This is a genomic window from Brevundimonas sp. NPDC055812 (assembly GCF_053616535.1).
In genome coordinates, this window is sequence record NZ_JBSHDX010000011.1 from 1 (window position 1) to 18,496 (window position 18,496).

General features: G+C 67.1%; 17 protein-coding genes. 14 read left to right on the plus strand and 3 right to left on the minus strand.

Annotated elements, in window-relative coordinates:
- Positions 1-108 precede the first annotated feature (108 nt).
- The 8 genes from ACWGL1_RS15540 to ACWGL1_RS15575 all read left to right on the plus strand — a co-directional run bounded on the left by ACWGL1_RS15540 (position 109) and on the right by ACWGL1_RS15575 (position 8,693).
- Positions 109-1,314, plus strand: a complete 1,206-nt coding sequence (locus ACWGL1_RS15540) for a CaiB/BaiF CoA transferase family protein (RefSeq protein WP_452112493.1) — start codon at positions 109-111, stop codon at positions 1,312-1,314.
- 137 nt (positions 1,315-1,451) lie between these two features.
- Complete coding sequence (locus tag ACWGL1_RS15545) at positions 1,452-2,387, plus strand: ABC transporter permease (RefSeq protein WP_291775901.1); 936 nt, start codon at positions 1,452-1,454, stop codon at positions 2,385-2,387.
- Positions 2,384-3,190 carry an ABC transporter permease gene (locus ACWGL1_RS15550; RefSeq protein ID WP_452112494.1) on the plus strand — a complete coding sequence of 269 codons (807 nt, stop codon included), beginning with the start codon at positions 2,384-2,386 and terminating at the stop codon, positions 3,188-3,190. The genes ACWGL1_RS15545 and ACWGL1_RS15550 overlap by 4 nt, the downstream gene beginning before the upstream one ends.
- On the plus strand, positions 3,187-3,996 hold the full coding sequence (locus tag ACWGL1_RS15555; RefSeq protein ID WP_291775897.1) for an ABC transporter ATP-binding protein: 810 nt from the start codon (positions 3,187-3,189) through the stop codon (positions 3,994-3,996). The genes ACWGL1_RS15550 and ACWGL1_RS15555 overlap by 4 nt, the downstream gene beginning before the upstream one ends.
- Positions 3,993-4,886, plus strand: coding sequence for an ABC transporter ATP-binding protein (locus ACWGL1_RS15560; RefSeq protein ID WP_291775894.1), 894 nt, complete (start codon positions 3,993-3,995; stop codon positions 4,884-4,886). The genes ACWGL1_RS15555 and ACWGL1_RS15560 overlap by 4 nt, the downstream gene beginning before the upstream one ends.
- On the plus strand, positions 4,883-6,424 hold the full coding sequence (locus ACWGL1_RS15565; protein WP_452112495.1) for an ABC transporter substrate-binding protein: 1,542 nt from the start codon (positions 4,883-4,885) through the stop codon (positions 6,422-6,424). The genes ACWGL1_RS15560 and ACWGL1_RS15565 overlap by 4 nt, the downstream gene beginning before the upstream one ends.
- A gap of 2 nt (positions 6,425-6,426) precedes the next feature.
- Positions 6,427-7,866 (plus strand): FAD-dependent oxidoreductase, encoded by a 1,440-nt coding sequence (locus ACWGL1_RS15570; RefSeq protein ID WP_452112496.1) that lies wholly within the window; start codon positions 6,427-6,429, stop codon positions 7,864-7,866.
- Positions 7,863-8,693, plus strand: coding sequence for an alpha/beta fold hydrolase (locus tag ACWGL1_RS15575; protein WP_452112497.1), 831 nt, complete (start codon positions 7,863-7,865; stop codon positions 8,691-8,693). The genes ACWGL1_RS15570 and ACWGL1_RS15575 overlap by 4 nt, the downstream gene beginning before the upstream one ends.
- Here ACWGL1_RS15575 and ACWGL1_RS15580 read toward each other — a convergent pair.
- The gene (locus tag ACWGL1_RS15580) at positions 8,668-9,420 is read right to left on the minus strand and encodes an SDR family oxidoreductase (protein ID WP_452112498.1); all 753 of its coding nucleotides are present in this window, start codon (positions 9,418-9,420) and stop codon (positions 8,668-8,670) included. The two genes, ACWGL1_RS15575 and ACWGL1_RS15580, sit on opposite strands and share 26 nt — an antisense overlap.
- A 294-nt stretch (positions 9,421-9,714) precedes the next feature.
- Between ACWGL1_RS15580 and ACWGL1_RS15585 the strand changes: the two genes are divergently transcribed.
- The 4 genes from ACWGL1_RS15585 to ACWGL1_RS15600 are packed head-to-tail and all read left to right on the plus strand — an operon-like array spanning position 9,715 to position 14,269.
- The gene (locus ACWGL1_RS15585) at positions 9,715-11,208 is read left to right on the plus strand and encodes an efflux transporter outer membrane subunit (RefSeq protein WP_452112499.1); all 1,494 of its coding nucleotides are present in this window, start codon (positions 9,715-9,717) and stop codon (positions 11,206-11,208) included.
- Positions 11,209-12,207 (plus strand): HlyD family secretion protein, encoded by a 999-nt coding sequence (locus tag ACWGL1_RS15590; protein WP_452112500.1) that lies wholly within the window; start codon positions 11,209-11,211, stop codon positions 12,205-12,207. It begins immediately after the preceding gene.
- The gene (locus tag ACWGL1_RS15595) at positions 12,204-13,136 is read left to right on the plus strand and encodes an ABC transporter ATP-binding protein (RefSeq protein ID WP_452112501.1); all 933 of its coding nucleotides are present in this window, start codon (positions 12,204-12,206) and stop codon (positions 13,134-13,136) included. Before ACWGL1_RS15590 ends, ACWGL1_RS15595 begins: the two co-directional genes overlap by 4 nt.
- Positions 13,133-14,269 (plus strand): ABC transporter permease, encoded by a 1,137-nt coding sequence (locus ACWGL1_RS15600; RefSeq protein WP_452112502.1) that lies wholly within the window; start codon positions 13,133-13,135, stop codon positions 14,267-14,269. The genes ACWGL1_RS15595 and ACWGL1_RS15600 overlap by 4 nt, the downstream gene beginning before the upstream one ends.
- On the opposite strand, the gene ACWGL1_RS15605 is transcribed toward ACWGL1_RS15600, so the two are convergent.
- Positions 14,266-14,847 carry a DUF488 domain-containing protein gene (locus ACWGL1_RS15605; protein WP_452112503.1) on the minus strand — a complete coding sequence of 194 codons (582 nt, stop codon included), beginning with the start codon at positions 14,845-14,847 and terminating at the stop codon, positions 14,266-14,268. The genes ACWGL1_RS15600 and ACWGL1_RS15605 overlap by 4 nt on opposite strands.
- A gap of 8 nt (positions 14,848-14,855) precedes the next feature.
- Positions 14,856-15,083, minus strand: coding sequence for a DUF2945 domain-containing protein (locus ACWGL1_RS15610; protein WP_452112504.1), 228 nt, complete (start codon positions 15,081-15,083; stop codon positions 14,856-14,858).
- Between the two features lie 175 nt (positions 15,084-15,258).
- Here ACWGL1_RS15610 and tkt point away from each other — a divergent pair, with 175 nt between their 5' ends.
- Both tkt and tal read left to right on the plus strand, forming a co-directional pair.
- Positions 15,259-17,358 carry a transketolase gene (gene tkt / locus ACWGL1_RS15615; protein WP_452112505.1) on the plus strand — a complete coding sequence of 700 codons (2,100 nt, stop codon included), beginning with the start codon at positions 15,259-15,261 and terminating at the stop codon, positions 17,356-17,358.
- Complete coding sequence (gene tal, locus ACWGL1_RS15620; RefSeq protein ID WP_452112506.1) at positions 17,355-18,482, plus strand: transaldolase; 1,128 nt, start codon at positions 17,355-17,357, stop codon at positions 18,480-18,482. The genes tkt and tal overlap by 4 nt, the downstream gene beginning before the upstream one ends.
- Positions 18,483-18,496 lie beyond the last annotated feature (14 nt).

Below are 18,496 nucleotides of genomic sequence, written 5' to 3' on the forward strand. Positions count from 1 at the left end.
CCATGAACCTGGAGACGGTCAACACCTATGAAGGCGCGCACGACGTTCACGCCCTGATCCTGGGCCGCGCCATCACCGGCGAAGCCGCCTTCTGATTAAGGGCCCGTCATGACCCTCAGCCCCACGATTTCCGACACCCCCACAGGCCCGCTTCACGGGGTGCGAGTGCTGGACCTGTCGCGGGTTCTGGCCGGGCCGTGGGCGACGCAGACGCTGGCGGACCTGGGAGCCGAGGTCATCAAGATCGAACGGCCCGGTGCGGGCGACGACACCCGCCACTGGGGCCCGCCCTTCACCACGACGGCGGACGGACAACTGGGCGACGCCGCCTATTTCCTGTGCGCCAACCGGGGCAAGAAGTCGGTCGAGCTGGACATCGCCAGCCCAGACGGCGCCGAGGCCGTGCGTCGCCTGGCTACGACCTGCGACGTGGTGGTCGAGAACTTCAAGACCAGCGGGCTGAAGAAGTACGGCCTCGACTACGCCTCGCTGGCGGCGATCAATCCGAAGCTGGTCTATTGCTCCATCACCGGCTTCGGCCAAGACGGGCCGGACGCGCACCGGGCCGGCTACGACTACATGATCCAGGCCATGGGCGGGCTGATGTCGATCACAGGCCAGCCCGACGGCGCGCCGGGCGCAGAGCCGATGAAGGTCGGGGTGGCGGTCGTGGACCTGTTCACCGGCCTTTACGCCTCCAACGCCATTCTAGCGGCGCTGTGGCACGCACGGGCGAGCGGCGAAGGTCAGCACGTCGACATCGCCCTGTTTGACGTCCAGGCGGCCATGCTGGCCAATCAGGCGACCAACTGGTTCGTGTCCGGCAAGGCGCCGACGCGGATGGGCAACGCCCATCCCAATCTGGCTCCCTATCAGCCCTTCTCGTGCTCGGACGGCAGGGTGATCATCGCCGTGGGCAACGACGGCCAGTTCCGCGCCCTGTGCGGCGCCCTGGGGCTGGAGGTCGAGGACCGCTTCGCCAGCAACGCCCTGCGGGTCGCCGAGCGCGAGGCGCTGGGGACGCTGATCGCCGCGAAGACGGAAGGCTTCACCATGCAGGGTCTGATGCAGGCGCTGGAGGCGGCGGGCGTGCCCTGCGGTCCGGTCAACACCATCGACCAGGTGTTCGCCGAGCCTCAGGCGATCCATCGCGGCCTGACGGTCGAGCAGACCCGGCCCGACCTGGCCGACCCCGTCCGCACCGTCGCCTCGCCTATCCGCCTGTCCAAGACGCCGGTGCGCTATGACGCCCCGCCGCCGAGGCTCGGGCAGGATACGCTGGCGGTGTTGCGCGAGCTCATGTCAGAGGACTGAGCAACGTTGACAGGCGCTTCGCTTGCCCTAAGGATGATGTCTTAACTTAGATACGACTCTTCGGCGGAGACCGTTCAGGACATGTCCAAGCCTCATCCGACCGTTTCGAACGGGGTCGAAGCGAGCCGACGCCTCTGATGTCCTCCTCTCGTATCCTCGGCGGCTTACGGGACTTCGCCTTTGTCCTGATCGCCGCAATGACAGTGCTGTTCTTCCTGCTGCGACTGACCGGCGACCCGGCCCTGGTCATTGCGGGCGAAGGCGCCTCTCCGGCTCAGATCGAGGCGATCCGCGTCGAGTACGGTTTCGACAGGAGCCTGATCGTCCAGTATGGCCAGACCATGCTGCGGCTGCTTCAGGGCGACTTCGGCAAGTCGCTGACCGATGGAAGCCCGGCCCTGGGCAAGGTCCTGGCCTCCCTGCCCGCCACCCTGTTCCTGGCCGCAATGGCGCTGAGTCTGAACCTGCTGATCTCCCTGCCGCTGGGCGCCTGGCTGGGGCAGAAGCGCACCGGGGCGGCGCGTCGTGCGGTGCGCGGCGTGCTGACGGTGATGCAGGGCTTTCCCGGTTTCGTCATCGCCCTGTTGCTGATCAACCTGTTCGCCGCCGGGCTCGAATGGCTGCCGTCGATCGGCTACGGCGGACCGGCGACCTGGGTGCTGCCGGTGATCTCGGTCGTCTCCTTCCTGGCCCCCAAGCTGATCCGCGTGGTCGAGGCCAACACTCATGCCGCCCTGGCCGCCGACTTCGTGCGCACCGCCCGCTCGACCGGGGCGTCCGAAAACCAGATCCTGTGGCGCCATGTTCTGCCCAACGCCCTGCTGGGCGCCGTCGCCCTGATCGGGGCTGAACTGGCCTTCATGCTGACAGGCCTTGTGGTCATCGAGACCATCTTCGCCTGGCCCGGCATCGGCTGGCTGCTGGTGCAGTCCACGCTGAACCTAGACTTCCCCGTGGTGCAGGCCGTGGTCTTCGTCATGGTGGTCAGCGTCTTCCTCAGCAACGCCGTCACCGAGGCGGTGCAGGCCCTGCTGGACCCGCGCATCCGCAGCCGCGCGAGGGCTGCATCATGAGCCGCAGCCTGTCCCCCGCCATTGTCGGCGCCGGCGTGGTGGGCCTGTTCTGCCTCGCCGTCATGATCTTCGGCGACGCCCTGTCCGGCCATGACCACCGCGCCATCAATCTGTCGATGCGTCTGGCCGCGCCGCTGGCGCCGGGCCATCTGTTGGGAACGGACGAACTGGGACGCGATGTGCTAGCGCGCCTGCTGAACGGGATGCGCTGGTCAGTGGGTTCGGCCTTCTGTGCCACCCTGATCGCCTTCTGCATCGGTACGACCTTCGGCCTGGCGGCGGCGCACAAGGGCGCCTGGCTGGGCGGCGCCCTGAAACTGCTGACCACCTTCACCCAGTCCTTTCCCTCCTTCGTCATGGCGGTGACCGTGATCGCCCTGTTGGGCGATAGCGGCTTCTGGGCGGTCACCCTGACGCTCGGCCTGGTGACCTGGCCGGTCTTCTCTCGCGTTGTCTACGCCGAGGCCAGCAGCCTGTTTCAGCGCGAATACGTCCAAGCCGCCGAGATGACCGGCATGAGCGTCGTGCGCCTTTACGCTCACCACGTCCTGCCCGCCCTGGTGCCGACGCTGTCGGTGCTGGTGGTCTTCCACTTCGCCGAAATGATCGTGGCCGAAAGCGCCCTGTCCTTCCTGGGCATCGGCGCACCGCTGGGGGCCGCGACCTGGGGCGCCATGTTGAGCGAAGGACGCGCCTTCATGCTGCAGGCCCCGTGGCTGACGCTGGGCCCCGCCTTCGCCATGGTCATCATCATCGTGGCCGCCCACAGCGTGGGGCAGCACCTGCGGAACCTGACCCGATGAGCGTTGCTGACCTGAACACGGCACACGAAATGGTGCTGGATATCCGCAAGCTGAGGCTGGAGACCGTCGCCGACCGCCGCGTCCTGATCCCCAACCTCGACCTGACGATCCGCCGTGGCGAGATCGTCGGCCTGGTCGGCCAGTCGGGGTCGGGCAAGACCCTGACCTGCTTCGCCGTCGGCGGCCTGGTTCCGCCGGGCGTGCGCGTCGCGGGCGGCGAGATTCGTCTGGAAGGCCGCCGCATCGACAATCTGACCGAGGCGGAATGGCGCGCCGTGCGCGGCGGCCGCATCGGCATGGTGTTCCAGGACCCCCTCTCCTCGTTCAACCCGGTGAAGACGGTGGGCTCCATTCTGATTGAGTCGGCGCGTCGCCATCGCGGCCTCGACAAGGCCGCCGCCCGCGCCCTGGCCGTCGAAACCCTGCGCGCCATGCGCCTGCCGGGCGCCGACGCCTGCATCGACGCCTTCCCGCACCAGTTGTCGGGCGGACAACGCCAGCGCGCCATGATCGGCCTGGCCCTGATCAACCAGCCGGCCCTGATCCTGGCCGACGAGCCGACCACCGCGCTGGACCCGACGGTCCAGTTGCAGATTCTGGCCCTGTTGCGGCGTCAGGCCCAGCAGGCCGCCGCCCTGATGATCACCCACGACATCGCCGCCGCCGGCGCCGTCTGCGATCGCATCGCCGTCATGTTGGAAGGCGAGATCGTCGAGGAAGGCCCCACGACGCAGGTGCTGTACGAGCCCCGGCATTCCTTCACCCGCAGCCTGCGGGATGCCGCCCACCTGGGAAGACGGCAATGACCACGCCGCTTCTGTCGATTCAGAACCTGGGCGTCGCATACGGCAGCGGACGTGACCGCCGCTTCGTCCTGCGCGGCGCCGGTTTCGACCTGGCGCCCGGTCAGGTCATGGCCATCGTCGGCGAGTCGGGATCGGGCAAGTCGACCCTGGTCCGCGCCGTCGCCGGCCTGGCGACGCCTGCTGAAGGGACGATCATGTTCGAGGGCGTCGCGCTGCCGCCACTGGGCAAACGCTCGAAGGCCATGCTGCACGGCATCCAGATGGTCTTCCAGGACCCCGGCGCCAGCCTGAACCCGCGTCAGTCCATCCGCGCCGTACTGGAAGAGCCGCTGATCGTAGTGGGCAGGTTGGACAGCGCGGCGCGACGGCGGCGGGTCGAAGAACTGATGGACCTCGTTCACTTGGACCACCGCCTGCTGGACCTACGGCCCGCCGCCCTGTCCGGCGGGCAGAAACAGCGCGTCGCCATCGCCCGCGCCCTGTCGATGGAGCCGCACCTGCTGATCGCCGACGAGGCGCTTTCGGCTCTGGATTTCGCCAATCAGGACAAGGTCTCCGCACTGCTGCTGGAACTGAAGGAGCGGCTGAACCTGGCTATGCTGTTCGTCTCGCACGACATGCGTAGCGTGCGCCGCATGGCCGACCACGTCTGCGTCATCGAAAGCGGTCAGGTGGTCGAACAGGGACCGGTCGCAGAGGTCCTCTATCACCCGCGGAGCGCCTATACGCAGTTGTTGCTGGCCGCCGCCCTCAACCCGGCCGCCGCCCTGGCCGACCCGCGCCTGAGCGCCGCCCTGGAAGCCGGCGGGCCGATCTCGGACGAGGCGCTGGCCGGCGTGATGGACATCATCGGCGCGAACGCCCTCATGCAGGAGCAGCCCCGCTCATGACGTCGAACCGCCTTCGCTTCTTCGTTGTCGCCTGTCTGGGCGCCGCCCTGGTCGCCGCCTGCGGCCAAGGCGCCGCGAACAAGCCGACGCCTGCGACCGGCAGCCAGGTGCTGCGCGTCGCCGCCGGCAGCCTGCCCTCCAGCCTCGGCAATCCATTTCGGGGCAACAGTCGTCCCGGCTCCCTGCTGTGGCTGGCCATCTACGACGGCCTGACAGCAATCGACGACGACGACCAGTTGGGGCCGGGTCTGGCGACCGAATGGACACTGGTCGAGCCGACCGTCTGGCGCTTCAGGCTGCGTGAAGGCGTGCGTTACTCCAACGATCGCCCGTTCGACGCCGAGGCTGCGGCCGAGGTTTTCGCCTTCCTGCGCTCTGATCAGGGCAAGCGCAGCTTGATCGGCTCCGAAGCCCGCGGCATCGTCGAAGCGCGCGCCGTCGCGCCGCTGGAGCTGGAGATCCACACCGAACGGCCCGATCCGGTCCTGCCGCGCCGCCTGGCCGCCATCATGATGATCGAGCCGAAGGCCCTGGCCGATATGGGCATGGACGCCTACGCCCAGAAGCCGGTCGGAACCGGCGCCTTCGTCATGACCGGCTGGGACCAGCGCACCCGCCGCCTGACCCTGGCCCGAAACCCGAAATCATGGCGCCCGTCGACGATCGACGGCGTGGTCTTCTATGAACTGCCGAGCGCGGCGGGGCGGACACAGGCCCTTCTGTCGGGCGATGTGGACCTGTCGCTGGTCGACCTGGAGGAGACGGAGCGGCTGGAGCGCAACGGCTTCCACGTCCTCTACACCCCCGCCATGCAGGTGAAGGCCTACTCCTTCCGAAATGTGGGCGGCGATCCGGCCTCGCCTCTGCGCGACGTGCGCGTGCGTCAGGCGCTCAACTACGCCGTCGACAAGGAGGCGATCGCCTCCCTGCTGCCGGAAAACGCCAAGCCGTCGGGTCAGCCTGCGGCCAAGGGGGTGTTCGGCTATGATCCGACCATACCGCCTTACCCCTATGATCCCGCCAAGGCGCGTCGCCTGCTGGCCGAGGCCGGTTACCTGAACGGCTTCAATCTGACGATGGAGGTCCTGACCGACGCGGCGCCGGGCGACGACATGATGTCCCAGGCCGTGGCCGAATACTGGCGCGCCGTCGGTGTCGACACCCGCCTCAAGGTCATGACCATGCCGGACTTCCTGGTGAAGTATCAGACCAACAGCTGGGCGGGCGAGGCTCTGGCCCTGTCGTGGAACAGTTTCCAGTACTACGATGTCACCCGCGCCATGGAGGACTTTTCCTGCATGCGGCCGACGCCCTTCTTCTGCGACACGGCGATCACCGACAAGTTGAAGGTCGCGCGCGAGATCATGGACGACGACGAGCGGCTGAAGGCTTATCAGGCGCTGGGCCGTCTGTACCGCGAGGCGGCGCCCTCCCTGTTCCTGATCGAGCACCAGGACCTGTTCGCCTATGCGCCTAGGGTCGGTCACGTGAAGATCCGCCACCGTGTGCCGGTCTATGAAGAAATGACCCTGCGTTGAGCATGACCGCCGATACCGCGCACTGGGATCTCATCGTCGTCGGCGGAGGCGCCGCCGGCATGGCCGCCGCCATCTTCGCGGCGGAACGTACGTCCCGCGTCCTGTTGATCGATCACGCCGATGTGCTGGGCGGGACCCTGTGGGTCGCCAACGGCCAGTTGAGCGCGGCGGGCACGCGCCTGCAGCACGACAAGGGGATCGAGGACGACGCCCAGGCGCATTTCGACGATGTCATGCGCCTGAGTCGAGGCACGGCGAACGAGGCCTTGGTGCGGCTGGCGGTATGGAACGCCGCCGAGACCTTCGACTGGCTGATGGATCAGGGCTTCGATGTCGATCCCGCCTGCCCGGTCGAGGGCGTCGGCCATGAACCCTATTCCAGAGCGCGCTACTACTGGGGCCGAAACGGCGGCGCCTCGCTGCGCGATGTCCTGATCACGCGTATCGAGCAGGCCGTCTCGGACGGCCGGATCAGCCTGCGGCTGGGCCATGAAGCGCTGAGCCTGACGACCGACCCCAGCGGCGCCGTGACCGGGGTTACGACCCGCGACGCCCACGGCGCCGAACATCATTTCGAGGCCGCCCAGACCGTGCTGGCGACGGGCGGCTATTCCGCCTCGCCCGACGTCTATCAGGCCATGAACGGCGTCCCGCTCTACACCAATCTTCCCTATGCCTATTCGCAGGGCGTCGGACACCGGCTGGGATGCAGCGTCGGCGGATGGCTGCGCGGCCACGAGAATTTCTTCATCAACTTCGGCTTCCTGCTGGACAGCGAAGGGCCGCGCCCCGGCATGGTCGGCCGGTTGAACACCTATCCCCAGCGCCGCCTGCCGTGGGAGATCTACGTCAACGCCCATGGCGACCGCTTTGTGCGCGAAGACATGGAGTCGGTCGATGCACGCGAAAACGCCCTGCTCGAGCAACCGGACCAACGCTATTGGGTCGTGTTCGACGAACGGATCCTAACGGAAGCGCCGCCGTTCATCGCCGGCCTCAACGCCGACGAAATCCGCGCCCTGTTCTTGGAAAAGCGTCCCTTCTTCTACAAGGCGGACGATCTGAGGAAATTGGCCTCGGCGTCGGGCATCGACGCCGACGGCCTCATGCGCGCCGTGCGCAGCTATAACTACGGCGTCCATTCCGGCAACGACTTCCTGGGCCGCCGCCATCTGCCTCTCCCGATCGCGCAAGGCCCCTTCTACGCCATACGGGTGCAGGGCGCGGCGGTCAGCAGCGCGGTCGGCCTGGCTGTCAACGACCAGCTTCAAGTGATCCGCCCGGACGGCTCGGCCATACCGGGGCTGTGGGCCGCCGGCGAACTGCTGGGCGCCGGCCAGACCATGGGACGCGCCGTCTGCGGAGGCATGATGGCGACGCCCGCCCTGACGTTCGGACGCCTGTTGGGCCAGAGCCTCATCTCGTTGACCTCCCGAACATGATCTCCGCCTGGACCAGCGGGCGCCGCCGCTACGTCGACGGTCTCTGGGGGCAGGTCCACCTGCGCGAGTGGGGCTTCGGCCGCCCCCTGCTTCTGCTGCACCAGACGCCGTGGAGCGGAGTTCAGTTCCACCGTCTGGCGCCCCTGCTGGCGCAGTCGGGCTGGCGCGTCATCGCACCCGATACGCCGGGCTATGGCCTCTCCGATCGCCCGTCCGCTCCACCGGCCATTGGCGACTATGCCGAGAACATGGCCGTCGTGTTCGACAGCCTCGACGTTCAGGACGCCGTGATCGCGGGACATCACACCGGGGCGCTGATCGCCGCCGCCTTCGCCGCCGCCCGACCTGACAGGACAAGCGGCCTGATCCTCGACAACCCGCCCTTCTACACCGCCGCAGAACGCGCTCAACGCCTGGCCCTGCCCCATCACGCCCATGCGCCCGAAGAGGGCGGCGGCCATTTCACGTCGCGTTGGCGCTTCATGCGGGGGATGGCGGACCCCGACCTGTCCGTCGCCGGACTGCACCTCGCCATCATCGCCCATCACGTGAACGACGCGAGCGCCGATCACGGTCATGCCGCCGCCTATGCCTGGGACATGGCCAGCGCCGTCGACGCCATCGCCGCCCCGACGCTGGTGCTGTCCAGTCGCGGCGACGCCATTCACTCTCATGGTTCCCGGCTGCTGAAATGCAGGCCCGACTGGCGCGGCGCCGTCCTGCCTTCAGGCCCGGCGACGGCGCTGGAGTCGCCCGAAGTCTGGCGCGACGCCGTCCTGTCCTTCCTGAGCGCGCTGGACGCTACCAGTCCACCACTTGGCCGTTGAACCGTTTGAAACGGCCCGAGTCCTCGGGCGTCAGGCCGATGATCGCGTCCGCCAGGCCCTGGCCGCTATCGCGCGCCGAAATCTTGGGCGGACCGCCGACGACAGGGCGGGTGAAGTCGGTATCGACATAGCCGGGACTGAGCAGGGCGACCGTGACGCCGCGCGGGGCCAGATCCTTGGCCAGACTGCGCATGGCCATGTTCAGCGCCGCCTTGCTGGTCCGGTAGAAGTAGTTGCCGCCCGTCGTCGCCGCGATGGAGCCCAGACTGCTGGAGATTGAGACGATCTTCCTGTGCTCGCTGGCGGCGACCTGTTCGATGAAGGCTTCGGCCACGCGCATGGGCGCCATCAGATTGACCTCCATCACCCGCCGCCAGGCCTCGTAGTCCAGGGCGCCGAAGGGGGTGTCCCGCCAGGCGATCCCCGCATTGTTCACCAGGGCGTCGATCGGCGCCTCGATACGAGCGGCCAGTCTCTCCGCCGCCTCAAGGTCCGCCACGTCCAAAGGCGCGATCTCGATCAACTCGGAATGGGCGGCGCCCAGAGCCTGCAACGCTGCGGCCTCGTCCGGCGCGCGGCAGGTCGCCGTCACCGCCCAACCTCGCTCTGCCAGGGCTTCGGTCAACGCCAGCCCGATCCCTCGAGCTGCGCCTGTGACAAGAGCATGCGGCAAGTCTTCCTCCCTGATGGCGGGAAAGCACCTTGCATCATAAACAATACATCTCAAGACACGGCGGCTGGCCTCGCTTGAAAATCATCGGCCGCCGAACCGTTGTCGCCCCGGAGCTTCACCCTTCTCCGGCTTCCTGCACCCACTGGAGACTTTCACTTACGACGGACAGCACCGCCACATCCCCATATCCAGAATGTCCGGTTCGCTTATAGGAAGTCCGCCAGATAGATTGCGTAACAAACTCTGCCTCTTCGCGGGCGCAATGCGACCATTGCGCCGGAAGCGACGTTATGGCTCCGTAGCCGTACAGCTTGGATCAGGCGTCGACATGATGCTGAGGGGCCGAGGATGACGAAGACAGCGCCGCGCATGGGTTCGGAGACCCTTGCCGCTCGTCTCGCTGCGCCGGTCATGCTTTCCGTGTTGTTGGCGGCCTGCATGGCTGGCCCGAACTACAGCGAACCGACCCTGGCGACGCCTGCGGCCTTCTCGCACGGCGAGCCTACCGGCCAGCCCGCCCCTGCCTGGTGGCGAACGTTCCGCGATCCCATGCTGGATCGCCTGGTCGACCAGGCGCGGGCCGCCAACCTGGATTTGCGTCAGGCGACGCTGCGGGTCGAGGAAGCCCGACACCAGGCGCGCATCGTCGGAGCCGCCACCGCGCCCACCATCTCGGCCGATGCACAGGGCGGCTACACCCGGCTTAGCAAGACCACCTCCATCGCCGCGCTTCTGGGCGAGTCAGGGACGCCGGACTCCGAACCGATCGGCGCGCCGGGGACGGCGTTCGAGACCTACCAGACCGGTTTCGACGCCTCGTGGGAGTTGGACCTGTTCGGGGCCGGTCGACGGGCGCTGGAGGCGGCGGATGCTCGCACGGCATCGGCGGTCTGGAGCCGGCGTGACGCCGAAATCATCCTGACGGCTGAAGTCGCGCGAGCCTATCTGGACTATCGCGCCCTGGATCAGCGCATCGCCGTGGCCGACGCGCTTCAAGAAGTGCGAGACGAGGTCCTGGTTTTCCATCAAGTCCGCCGACGCCATGGCCTGACGTCGACTCTGGATGAACGCACCGCCGAACGCGACAGAGCGTCTATCGCCGCCGCGCGTGAGGATCTCGTCGCCCAGCGCACCGCGCAGGCCCACGCCCTGGCGGTCCTTCTGGCCCGGCCGCCTATGGCGCTGATCAACGATCTGGCCGAGCCCCAGGCCGCGCCGACCGCGCCCGCCGTCATTCCGGTCGGCCTGCCGTCGGATCTGTTGCGGCGACGGCCGGATGTCCGGGCGGCCGAACGAAAGCTCGCGGCCGCCACCGCCGAGATCGGCGTGGCCGTGGCTGACCTGTATCCTTCGATCAGCCTGACCGGCGCGATCCATCTGGTCTCGGGCTCTCTCAGCGCGCTGATCTCGTCCGACAGCCTGCAACCCACGGCGGGCGCCGCAATCATGCTCCCACTGTTCGACGGCGGACGGCGGCGCGCGACGGTGGACCTGCGCCAGACCCAGGCGCAGGAAGCTCTTCTGGCCTATCAGGGCGCGGTGCTGATCGCGCTGAAGGACGTCGAGGACGCCTTGAGCCGGCTGGAGGCCGACCGCGTCCGAGAGGCGCAAATCAGAGCCGCCGAATCCGCCGCTCGCGACCAATGGACGACCCTTCAGGCTCAACAGAACGCCGGACTGGCGCCCGCGCTGGACCTGCTGGCGGCGCGCGCCTCCTTCCTGGACGCCTCCGACGCACGCATCCAGGCGCAGGGGGCGGTCGATCTGGACGTGGTGGCGCTTTTCAAGGCGCTCGGCGGCGGTTGGGACGACCGTCGCATCGCCGATGCGGGAGGGCTCTAGATGGCCGACACTGCACAACGCCGTCGACGCATCGCGCGCCGCCCGCTTGTCATCGGCCTGGTTGTTGGAGGCGCAGCCTGCACCCTGCTGCTCTGGAACATCTTCGATCGGCGGTCGTCGGACACCCCGATGTTTACCGGCTATGTCGTGAGCCAGAACCTCTACATGTCCGCCCCCGTGGCGGGTGTGGTGGACACCCTGAACGTCGTGCGCGGTCAGCGTGTCGAGGCCGGCGCCCCCCTTTTCCGCATCGATCCTACATCCCTGGGTGCGCGCGCCGATCAGGCGATCGCCCAGGTCGATCAGGGGCAGGCGCAACTGGAGGCCGACGTCGCCGCTCTGAACAAGGCTCGCGCCGATCTGGCCGCGGCTGACGTGGACGTGGACCGTACGGGCTCCGACCTGGCCCGCTATCTCGCGGCGGAGCAAGAAAAGACGGGATCGGTCGCGGGCCAGCAACTCGACCAGGCCCGAACCGCTGCCGCCGGCGCCCAGCGGCGCAGAGACGCCGCCCGAACCGACGTGGACGCCGCCGCCGCCCGCATCGCCGCCAGCCGCGCCGCCATTCAGGGCAGCCAGGCGGGGGTGGTCGACGCCCGCCGCCAGCTCAGCCAGCTCTCGCCCGTCGCCCCGATCGCCGCGCGGGTCGAGGATGTCATGTATCAAGCCGGCGAATGGGCCGCCGCCAATGCGCCGATCATCAGCCTGGTCCCCGACGATCAGGTCAAGGTGCGCTTCTATGTGCCCCAGGCCGTGGTGAGCGCCTATCCGCCGGGCGCCACGGTCGCCATCGCCTGCGACGGCTGCGCTTCGGGCATGACGGCGCGCGTCAACTACGTCGCCAGCCGCCCGGAATACACGCCCCCGATCATCTACAGCCTGACTGCGCGCGACAAGCTGGTCTTCCTGGTGGAAGCTGCGCCCTCAGCCCCGCGCGCGCTGACGCCAGGCCAGCCAATCGACGTCACGCCCCTGAAAACTCCCCCCGCTCGCCGATGAGCCGGGTCATCGACGTCAGAGGTCTGAACAAGTCGTTCGGCGACAAACGTGTGGTGCGCGACGTCTCCATCGCCGTGGACGAGGGGCGGATCACGGGCTTTCTCGGCCCGAACGGCTCAGGCAAGACGACCACGCTGCGCCTGCTGTGCGGCCTGCTGACCCCGGATAGCGGCGAAGGCGAGGTCCTGGGGCTCAACTTCCGAACCGAGAGCAGCCGGATCAAGCGTCAGACTGGCTACATGACCCAGCGGTTCTCACTGTACGACGACATGACCATCAACGAGAACTTGGTCTTCGTCGCACGCGTCTATGGTCTTGATGATCGCGCCGACCGCGTGGATCGGGCGCTGAAGCGACTGGGCCTGGCCGAGCGCCGCGACCAGTTGGCGGGCGCCCTGTCCGGCGGCTGGAAACAGCGGCTGGCTCTCGCCGCCGCGACCCTGCACGAGCCGAAGCTCCTGTTGCTGGACGAGCCGACGGCCGGAGTCGATCCCAAGGCCAGGCGCGAATTCTGGGATGAGATTCACGCCCTCGCCGCAGAGGGTCTGACCGTCCTCGTGTCGACCCACTACATGGATGAGGCCGAGCGTTGCCATGATATCGGCTACATCCTGCATGGCGAACTGATCGCGCGCGGGACGGGCGAAGAGATCATAGACCGCTCGAACCTGATCACCTTCAACGGCGAAGGTCCCGATATCGACCACCTGGCCCACCGTCTGGCGACCCAGGCCGGCGTGGTCAGCGCCTCGGCCTTCGGCGCGGCGGTTCACGTCAGCGGCGTCGACCGCGCCGCGCTGGAGCAGGCCCTGGCTCCCTATCGTCAGGCCCCTTATCGCTGGAGCGAGGTCAAGCCGTCCCTGGAGGACGTCTTCATCCAGCTGATGAGCCGCGAGACGGAAAGCGTCCAGGAAGGACATCACGCATGACCGGCGCCTTGCTGCGAATCTATGCGGTCCTGACCAAGGAATTCACCCAGCTCAGCCGGGACCGGATCACCTACGCCATGATCCTGCTGATGCCGCTCGTGCAGTTGCTGCTGTTCGGCTACGCCATCAACATGGACCCTCGGCATCTGCCGGCGGCTGTGTTCTCCAGCGACCACAGCGTGACCGCCAACGCCGTGGTCTCGGCGATGGAGCGCACCAGCTACGTCGATGTGCGCTACCTGCCCCGCTCGACCGATGAGATGGACGCCCTGCTGCGACGCGGCCAGGTCATGCTGGGCCTGACCATTCCGCCCGACTTCACCGAACGGGTGCTGAAAGGCGACCAGGCCCAGGTCCTGGTCGAAGTGGACGCCTCCGATCCTGTGTCGGCCGCCGGCGCATTGGGCGCTGTCGCCGCCCTGCCCGACAATGCGCTTGATCGCCAGTTGGTCGGCGCTGCGGCCAGACCCTCGACCTCTCCGCCGTTCGAGGTGGTGACGCACCGTCTCTATAATCCTGAGAACATCACCGCCTACAACATCGTGCCCGGCCTGCTGGGCGTCATCCTGTCCATGACGCTGGTGATGATGACCGCCATGGCCGTGACCCGCGAACGCGAGCGCGGCACCATGGAGGCGCTGCTTTCCACCCCAGCCACGCCGATAGAGATCATGGTCGGCAAGCTGACGCCCTATGTCCTGGTCGGCATCGTCCAGACTGCCGTCATCCTGGTCGTCGCTCGCGTTCTGTTCAGCGTGCCTATGGCGCAGACTGCGGCGGGCTGGATCGCCCTGACCTTCGGGGTCAGCCTGTTCATCCTGGGCAATCTTGCGCTCGGCTATCTGATCTCGACCCTGGCCAAGAGCCAGCTGCAGGCCATGCAGATGTCCTTTTTCTACATGATGCCGTCGATCTTCCTGTCGGGTTTCGCCTTCCCCTTCTACGGCCTGCCTGTCTGGGCCCAGTACATCGGCAATGTCCTGCCGATCACGCATTTTCTGAGGATCGTGCGCGGCGCCCTCCTCAAGCAGCAGACCCTCTCAGACATGGGACCGAACCTGTTGGCGCTGGGACTGTTTGTCCTGATCATCTCGACCTTGGCGCTGTGGCGCTCGCGCACAACGCTGGATTAGGTCGGAATCCCCTCGGTCATACCTTGATGCTCGTCGCCGGGCTCTTGATAGATCAACCCGTCGGCGACCCGCCTGACGCCGGGCGTCGAGCTGGCGGCCGCCGTCTGGCCGGGCCCCATGATGTGAAAGACCTCGGCCCCGTCGGCGAGCAGATAGTCAGCGATGATCCGACGGTGACATCGCCACCAGAGCGCTTCCGAACACATGACGGCGCAGGTTCGTCGTCGACCCAGCTCGAGCAGTTCGACAAGGCCGAGCCGGAACGCAGGGGTCAGGGCGTAGTCGGCGTAGTTCCGAAAACTCCGGTTGCGCCACAGGGTGTTCGGCGACGCAGACCATTGACGTTCACGCCCGCGCAGGCCGCCCAGCGCCGCGAGGTGACGATAGCCGATCCCCCACGGTTCCAACGCCTGCGGCAGGACGTCGATATTGAACTGCGGATTGGCGCGCGAGCGCGGCATCTTGCGGACATCGACGACGATTTCAGCTTCGGCGTCGCGAAGCAGCTCCGCCATTTCCTCGATGGAACGCGTGGAATGGCCGATCGTGAAAAACGGTCGCCGGAAATCCTCGGCCATCCCCAGCGTCAGTCGCTCAGGCGCGTCAGGACCGCGCCGCGATGAAGGGCGATGTGATCTGTCTTGCTGCTCTTGATCTCATACTGAGGTTCGGACGGACGGGCGTGGTGGATGTGGCCCTTGTAGTCGACATCCTGAGTGTGGACCCGAATGATCGTGCCGCTGACGCGACCGGCTTCCGAGTTCCAGCTCACTCGGTCCCCGACCCGGAATTGTTCGGCTTCCCTATCGCCCATCCTCGACCTCCTGCCCTTGCCTCTTGGCGATCCCCTCGGCCTGTCGGCCAACGGCAGGCCGCATCCAAAGGTTCCCACGGCTCTCATCCGATCGGCCGGGAACGGTGCAACCTCGCCTTCCCTCACGAGTTTCGATCGGGGGCGTCCGCATCGCAATCAGGCGAGACAGGATGTCATGACCGCCGCCGAAGAGATGCTGAAGCCGAACACGGCTTCAATCGATCAGCTCTGCATCGACACCATACGCACCTTGTCGATGGACGCCGTGCAGAAGGCGGAATCCGGACATCCCGGCACGCCGATGGCCCTGGCGCCGGTCATCTACACCTTGTGGCAGCGCGTCCTGCGTTACGATCCCACGGACCCGCTCTGGCTGAACCGCGACCGCTTCGTGCTGTCCAACGGTCACGCCTCGATGCTTCTCTATTCGATCCTGCATCTGACCGGAGTCCGACAGTGCGGCCCGGATCACGAACGCCTCGACACCCCGTCCGTCTCGCTCGACGACATCAAGGCCTTTCGGCAACTGGACAGCCGATGTCCCGGCCATCCCGAATACGGCCATACGACTGGAGTGGAGACGACCACTGGACCGCTGGGTCAGGGCTGCGGAACCAGCGTGGGCATGGCCATCGCCGAACGCTGGCTGTCCACGCATTTCAACCGGCCCGGCTTCACCATCTTCGACCATGACGTCTATGTGTTGTGCAGCGACGGCGACCTGATGGAGGGCGTCAGCAGCGAGGCGGCCTCGATCGCCGGTCATCTGATGCTGGGCAACCTCTGCTGGATCTATGACTGCAACACCATCACCATCGAGGGTCACACGGACCTGACGTTCACGGAGGACGTGGCGGCGCGCTTCCTGGCCTATGGCTGGAACGTGCTCCACGTCGGCGACGCCAATGACGTCGAGCGCATGGCCGAGGCCTTGCAAGCCTTTCGCGAGCACGACAGCACGCCGACCCTGATCATCGTCAACAGTCATATCGGCTATGGCGCGCCGCATAAGCAGGACACCAGCGCGGCGCACGGCGAGCCCCTGGGCGAGGAAGAAGTCCGCCTGGCCAAGCGTCGCTACGGTTGGCCCGAAGACGCGCATTTCCTGATTCCCGACGGCGTGCGCGCCCATTTCGACGCAGGCGTCGGGCGGCGCGGACGAGCAGCGCGAACGGCATGGCGGGAAAGTTATGACGCCTATCGCGTCCAGCATCCCGATCTGGCGGCGCAGTTGGACCAGATGGCCAAGGGCGAAGCGCCGAGAGGCTGGGACGCCGACCTCCCCGTCTTCCCCGCCGACGCCAAGGGCCTGGCCAGTCGAGCGTCGTCGGCCAAGGCGCTCAACGCTGTCGCCGCGCGCTATCCCTGGCTCGTAGGCGGCTCGGCGGACCTGTCGCCCTCGACCAAGACCAATCTGACATTCGAGGCGGCGGGCGACTTCGAGGTCAGCGCCTATGCTGGCCGCAACCTGCATTTCGGAATTCGCGAGCACGCCATGGGAGCCGTGCTCAGCGGCATGGCCCTGTCCGGACTTCGCGCCTACGGCTCCAGCTTCCTGATCTTCTCCGACTACATGAAGCCGTCGATCCGCCTGGCCGCCCTGATGCGGCTGCCGGTCATCTACATCTATACCCACGACTCCATCGGCCTGGGCGAAGACGGGCCGACCCACCAGTCCATTGAGCAACTGGTCGGCCTGCGCGCCATCCCGAACCTTATCGTGCTTCGTCCCGCCGACGCCAATGAGGTCGTGGAGGCCTGGCGCGTCATCGGGAACCTCAAGGATCAGCCCGTCTGTCTGGTGCTCAGCCGCCAGGCCCTGCCTACGTTCGATCGCACCCTCTACGCCTCCGCCCAGGGGCTGGCGCGCGGCGCCTATGTCATGGCGGACGCTCGGGCCGACGATCCGGAAGTGATCCTGATCGGCGCCGGCAGCGAGGTCGCCGTCTGCGTGGCGGCGTTCAAGAGGCTGACGCAACAGGGCGTCGCCGCTCGGGTCGTCAGCATGCCGTCCTGGGAACTGTTCGAGCAACAGGACCTGGCCTATCGCGACAGCGTCCTGCCGCCCGGCGTCATGGCGCGCGTTTCGGTCGAGGCCGGCGCGGTGATCGGTTGGGACCGCTATGTCGGGTCCGCGGGCGCACGGATCGGCATGAGAAGTTTCGGCGCCTCGGCGCCGGCCGACGATCTGATGGCCCGGTTCGGCTTTACGGCGGACGCCGTGTTTGAAGCCGCCAAGGCTCAGTTGATCACAGCAAAGGGACAGGGCGTATGACACCGCTCCGACAGCTCGAAGCCTGCGGTCAGGCGATCTGGCTCGACTATCTGAAGCGCAGTCTGATCCAGGACGGCGGCTTGAAGGCCCTGATCGACGACGACGGCCTAAAGGGCGTCACCTCCAACCCCTCGATTTTCGAGAAAGCCATCGCGGGGACCGACGAGTACGCCGAGGCGATCAGCGCCTTCCTGGCCAAGGGCGACCACAGCGTTTCGGACATCTACGAACACCTGGCCATCGCCGACATTCAGGCGGCGGCAGCGGTCCTGCGTCCGGTCTTCGACAGGACGGAGGGGCGAGACGGCTACATCAGCCTGGAATGCTCGCCCTATCTGGCGGATGACACCCAGGCCACCATCGTCGAAGCCATGCGTCTGCATCAGGCGATCGACCGACCCAATGTCATGATCAAGGTTCCGGCGACCCCGGCGGGCATCCCCGCGATCCGCGAACTGACCGGGCGCGGTCTGAACATCAACATCACCCTGCTGTTCTCCCTGGCGGTCTATGAACAGGTGGTCGAAGCCTACCTCTCCGGCCTCGAACAATGGCGACAGGCGGGCGGCGACCTGTCGCGCATCGCCAGCGTGGCCAGCTTCTTCCTCAGCCGGATCGACACCGAGGTCGACAAGCGACTGGACGCGCTGGAGGACAAGGCTCTGGCGGACGGGCTGCGCGGCCAGGCCGCCATCGCCAGCGCCACCCTGGCCTACAATCGCTACCAGGCCCTGTTCTCCAGTCCTCGCTGGCAGACTCTGGCCGCCGCCGGCGCGCGGACCCAGCGCCTGCTATGGGCTTCCACCAGCACCAAGAACCCGGCCTACAAGGACACCCTTTATGCCGAGGCGGTGATCGGTCGCGACACCGTCGACACCCTGCCCCCGGCGACCCTGGACGCCTTCCGCGATCACGGGGTCGTCGTCCCCGACGCCATCGAGCGCGGCGTGGACGATGCCCGCGCCCTGCTCATCGCCCTGGAGCAGCACGGCGTGTCGATGCAGGCCGCCACCGACGCACTGGTAGTCGACGGCGTTCGCCAGTTCACCGACGCCTTTGACAAGCTGTTCGTCGCCCTCGCCCGCCAGCGCGACGTCCATCTCGCAAATCCGCGCCGCTCGTAGAGAAGGAAGGCCGT

Excerpts from the sequence above, each read along its gene's own strand:
- ACWGL1_RS15540 (WP_452112493.1), top strand. The coding sequence starts at position 109 with ATGACCCTCAGCCCCACGATTTCCGACACCCCCACAGGCCCGCTTCAC.
- ACWGL1_RS15545 (WP_291775901.1), top strand. The coding sequence starts at position 1,452 with ATGTCCTCCTCTCGTATCCTCGGCGGCTTACGGGACTTCGCCTTTGTC.
- ACWGL1_RS15550 (WP_452112494.1), top strand. The coding sequence starts at position 2,384 with ATGAGCCGCAGCCTGTCCCCCGCCATTGTCGGCGCCGGCGTGGTGGGC.
- ACWGL1_RS15555 (WP_291775897.1), top strand. The coding sequence starts at position 3,187 with ATGAGCGTTGCTGACCTGAACACGGCACACGAAATGGTGCTGGATATC.
- ACWGL1_RS15560 (WP_291775894.1), top strand. The coding sequence starts at position 3,993 with ATGACCACGCCGCTTCTGTCGATTCAGAACCTGGGCGTCGCATACGGC.
- ACWGL1_RS15565 (WP_452112495.1), top strand. The coding sequence starts at position 4,883 with ATGACGTCGAACCGCCTTCGCTTCTTCGTTGTCGCCTGTCTGGGCGCC.
- ACWGL1_RS15570 (WP_452112496.1), top strand. The coding sequence starts at position 6,427 with ATGACCGCCGATACCGCGCACTGGGATCTCATCGTCGTCGGCGGAGGC.
- ACWGL1_RS15575 (WP_452112497.1), top strand. The coding sequence starts at position 7,863 with ATGATCTCCGCCTGGACCAGCGGGCGCCGCCGCTACGTCGACGGTCTC.
- ACWGL1_RS15585 (WP_452112499.1), top strand. The coding sequence starts at position 9,715 with ATGACGAAGACAGCGCCGCGCATGGGTTCGGAGACCCTTGCCGCTCGT.
- ACWGL1_RS15590 (WP_452112500.1), top strand. The coding sequence starts at position 11,209 with ATGGCCGACACTGCACAACGCCGTCGACGCATCGCGCGCCGCCCGCTT.
- ACWGL1_RS15595 (WP_452112501.1), top strand. The coding sequence starts at position 12,204 with ATGAGCCGGGTCATCGACGTCAGAGGTCTGAACAAGTCGTTCGGCGAC.
- ACWGL1_RS15600 (WP_452112502.1), top strand. The coding sequence starts at position 13,133 with ATGACCGGCGCCTTGCTGCGAATCTATGCGGTCCTGACCAAGGAATTC.
- ACWGL1_RS15605 (WP_452112503.1), bottom strand. The coding sequence starts at position 14,847 with ATGGCCGAGGATTTCCGGCGACCGTTTTTCACGATCGGCCATTCCACG.
- ACWGL1_RS15610 (WP_452112504.1), bottom strand. The coding sequence starts at position 15,083 with ATGGGCGATAGGGAAGCCGAACAATTCCGGGTCGGGGACCGAGTGAGC.
- tkt (WP_452112505.1), top strand. The coding sequence starts at position 15,259 with ATGACCGCCGCCGAAGAGATGCTGAAGCCGAACACGGCTTCAATCGAT.
- tal (WP_452112506.1), top strand. The coding sequence starts at position 17,355 with ATGACACCGCTCCGACAGCTCGAAGCCTGCGGTCAGGCGATCTGGCTC.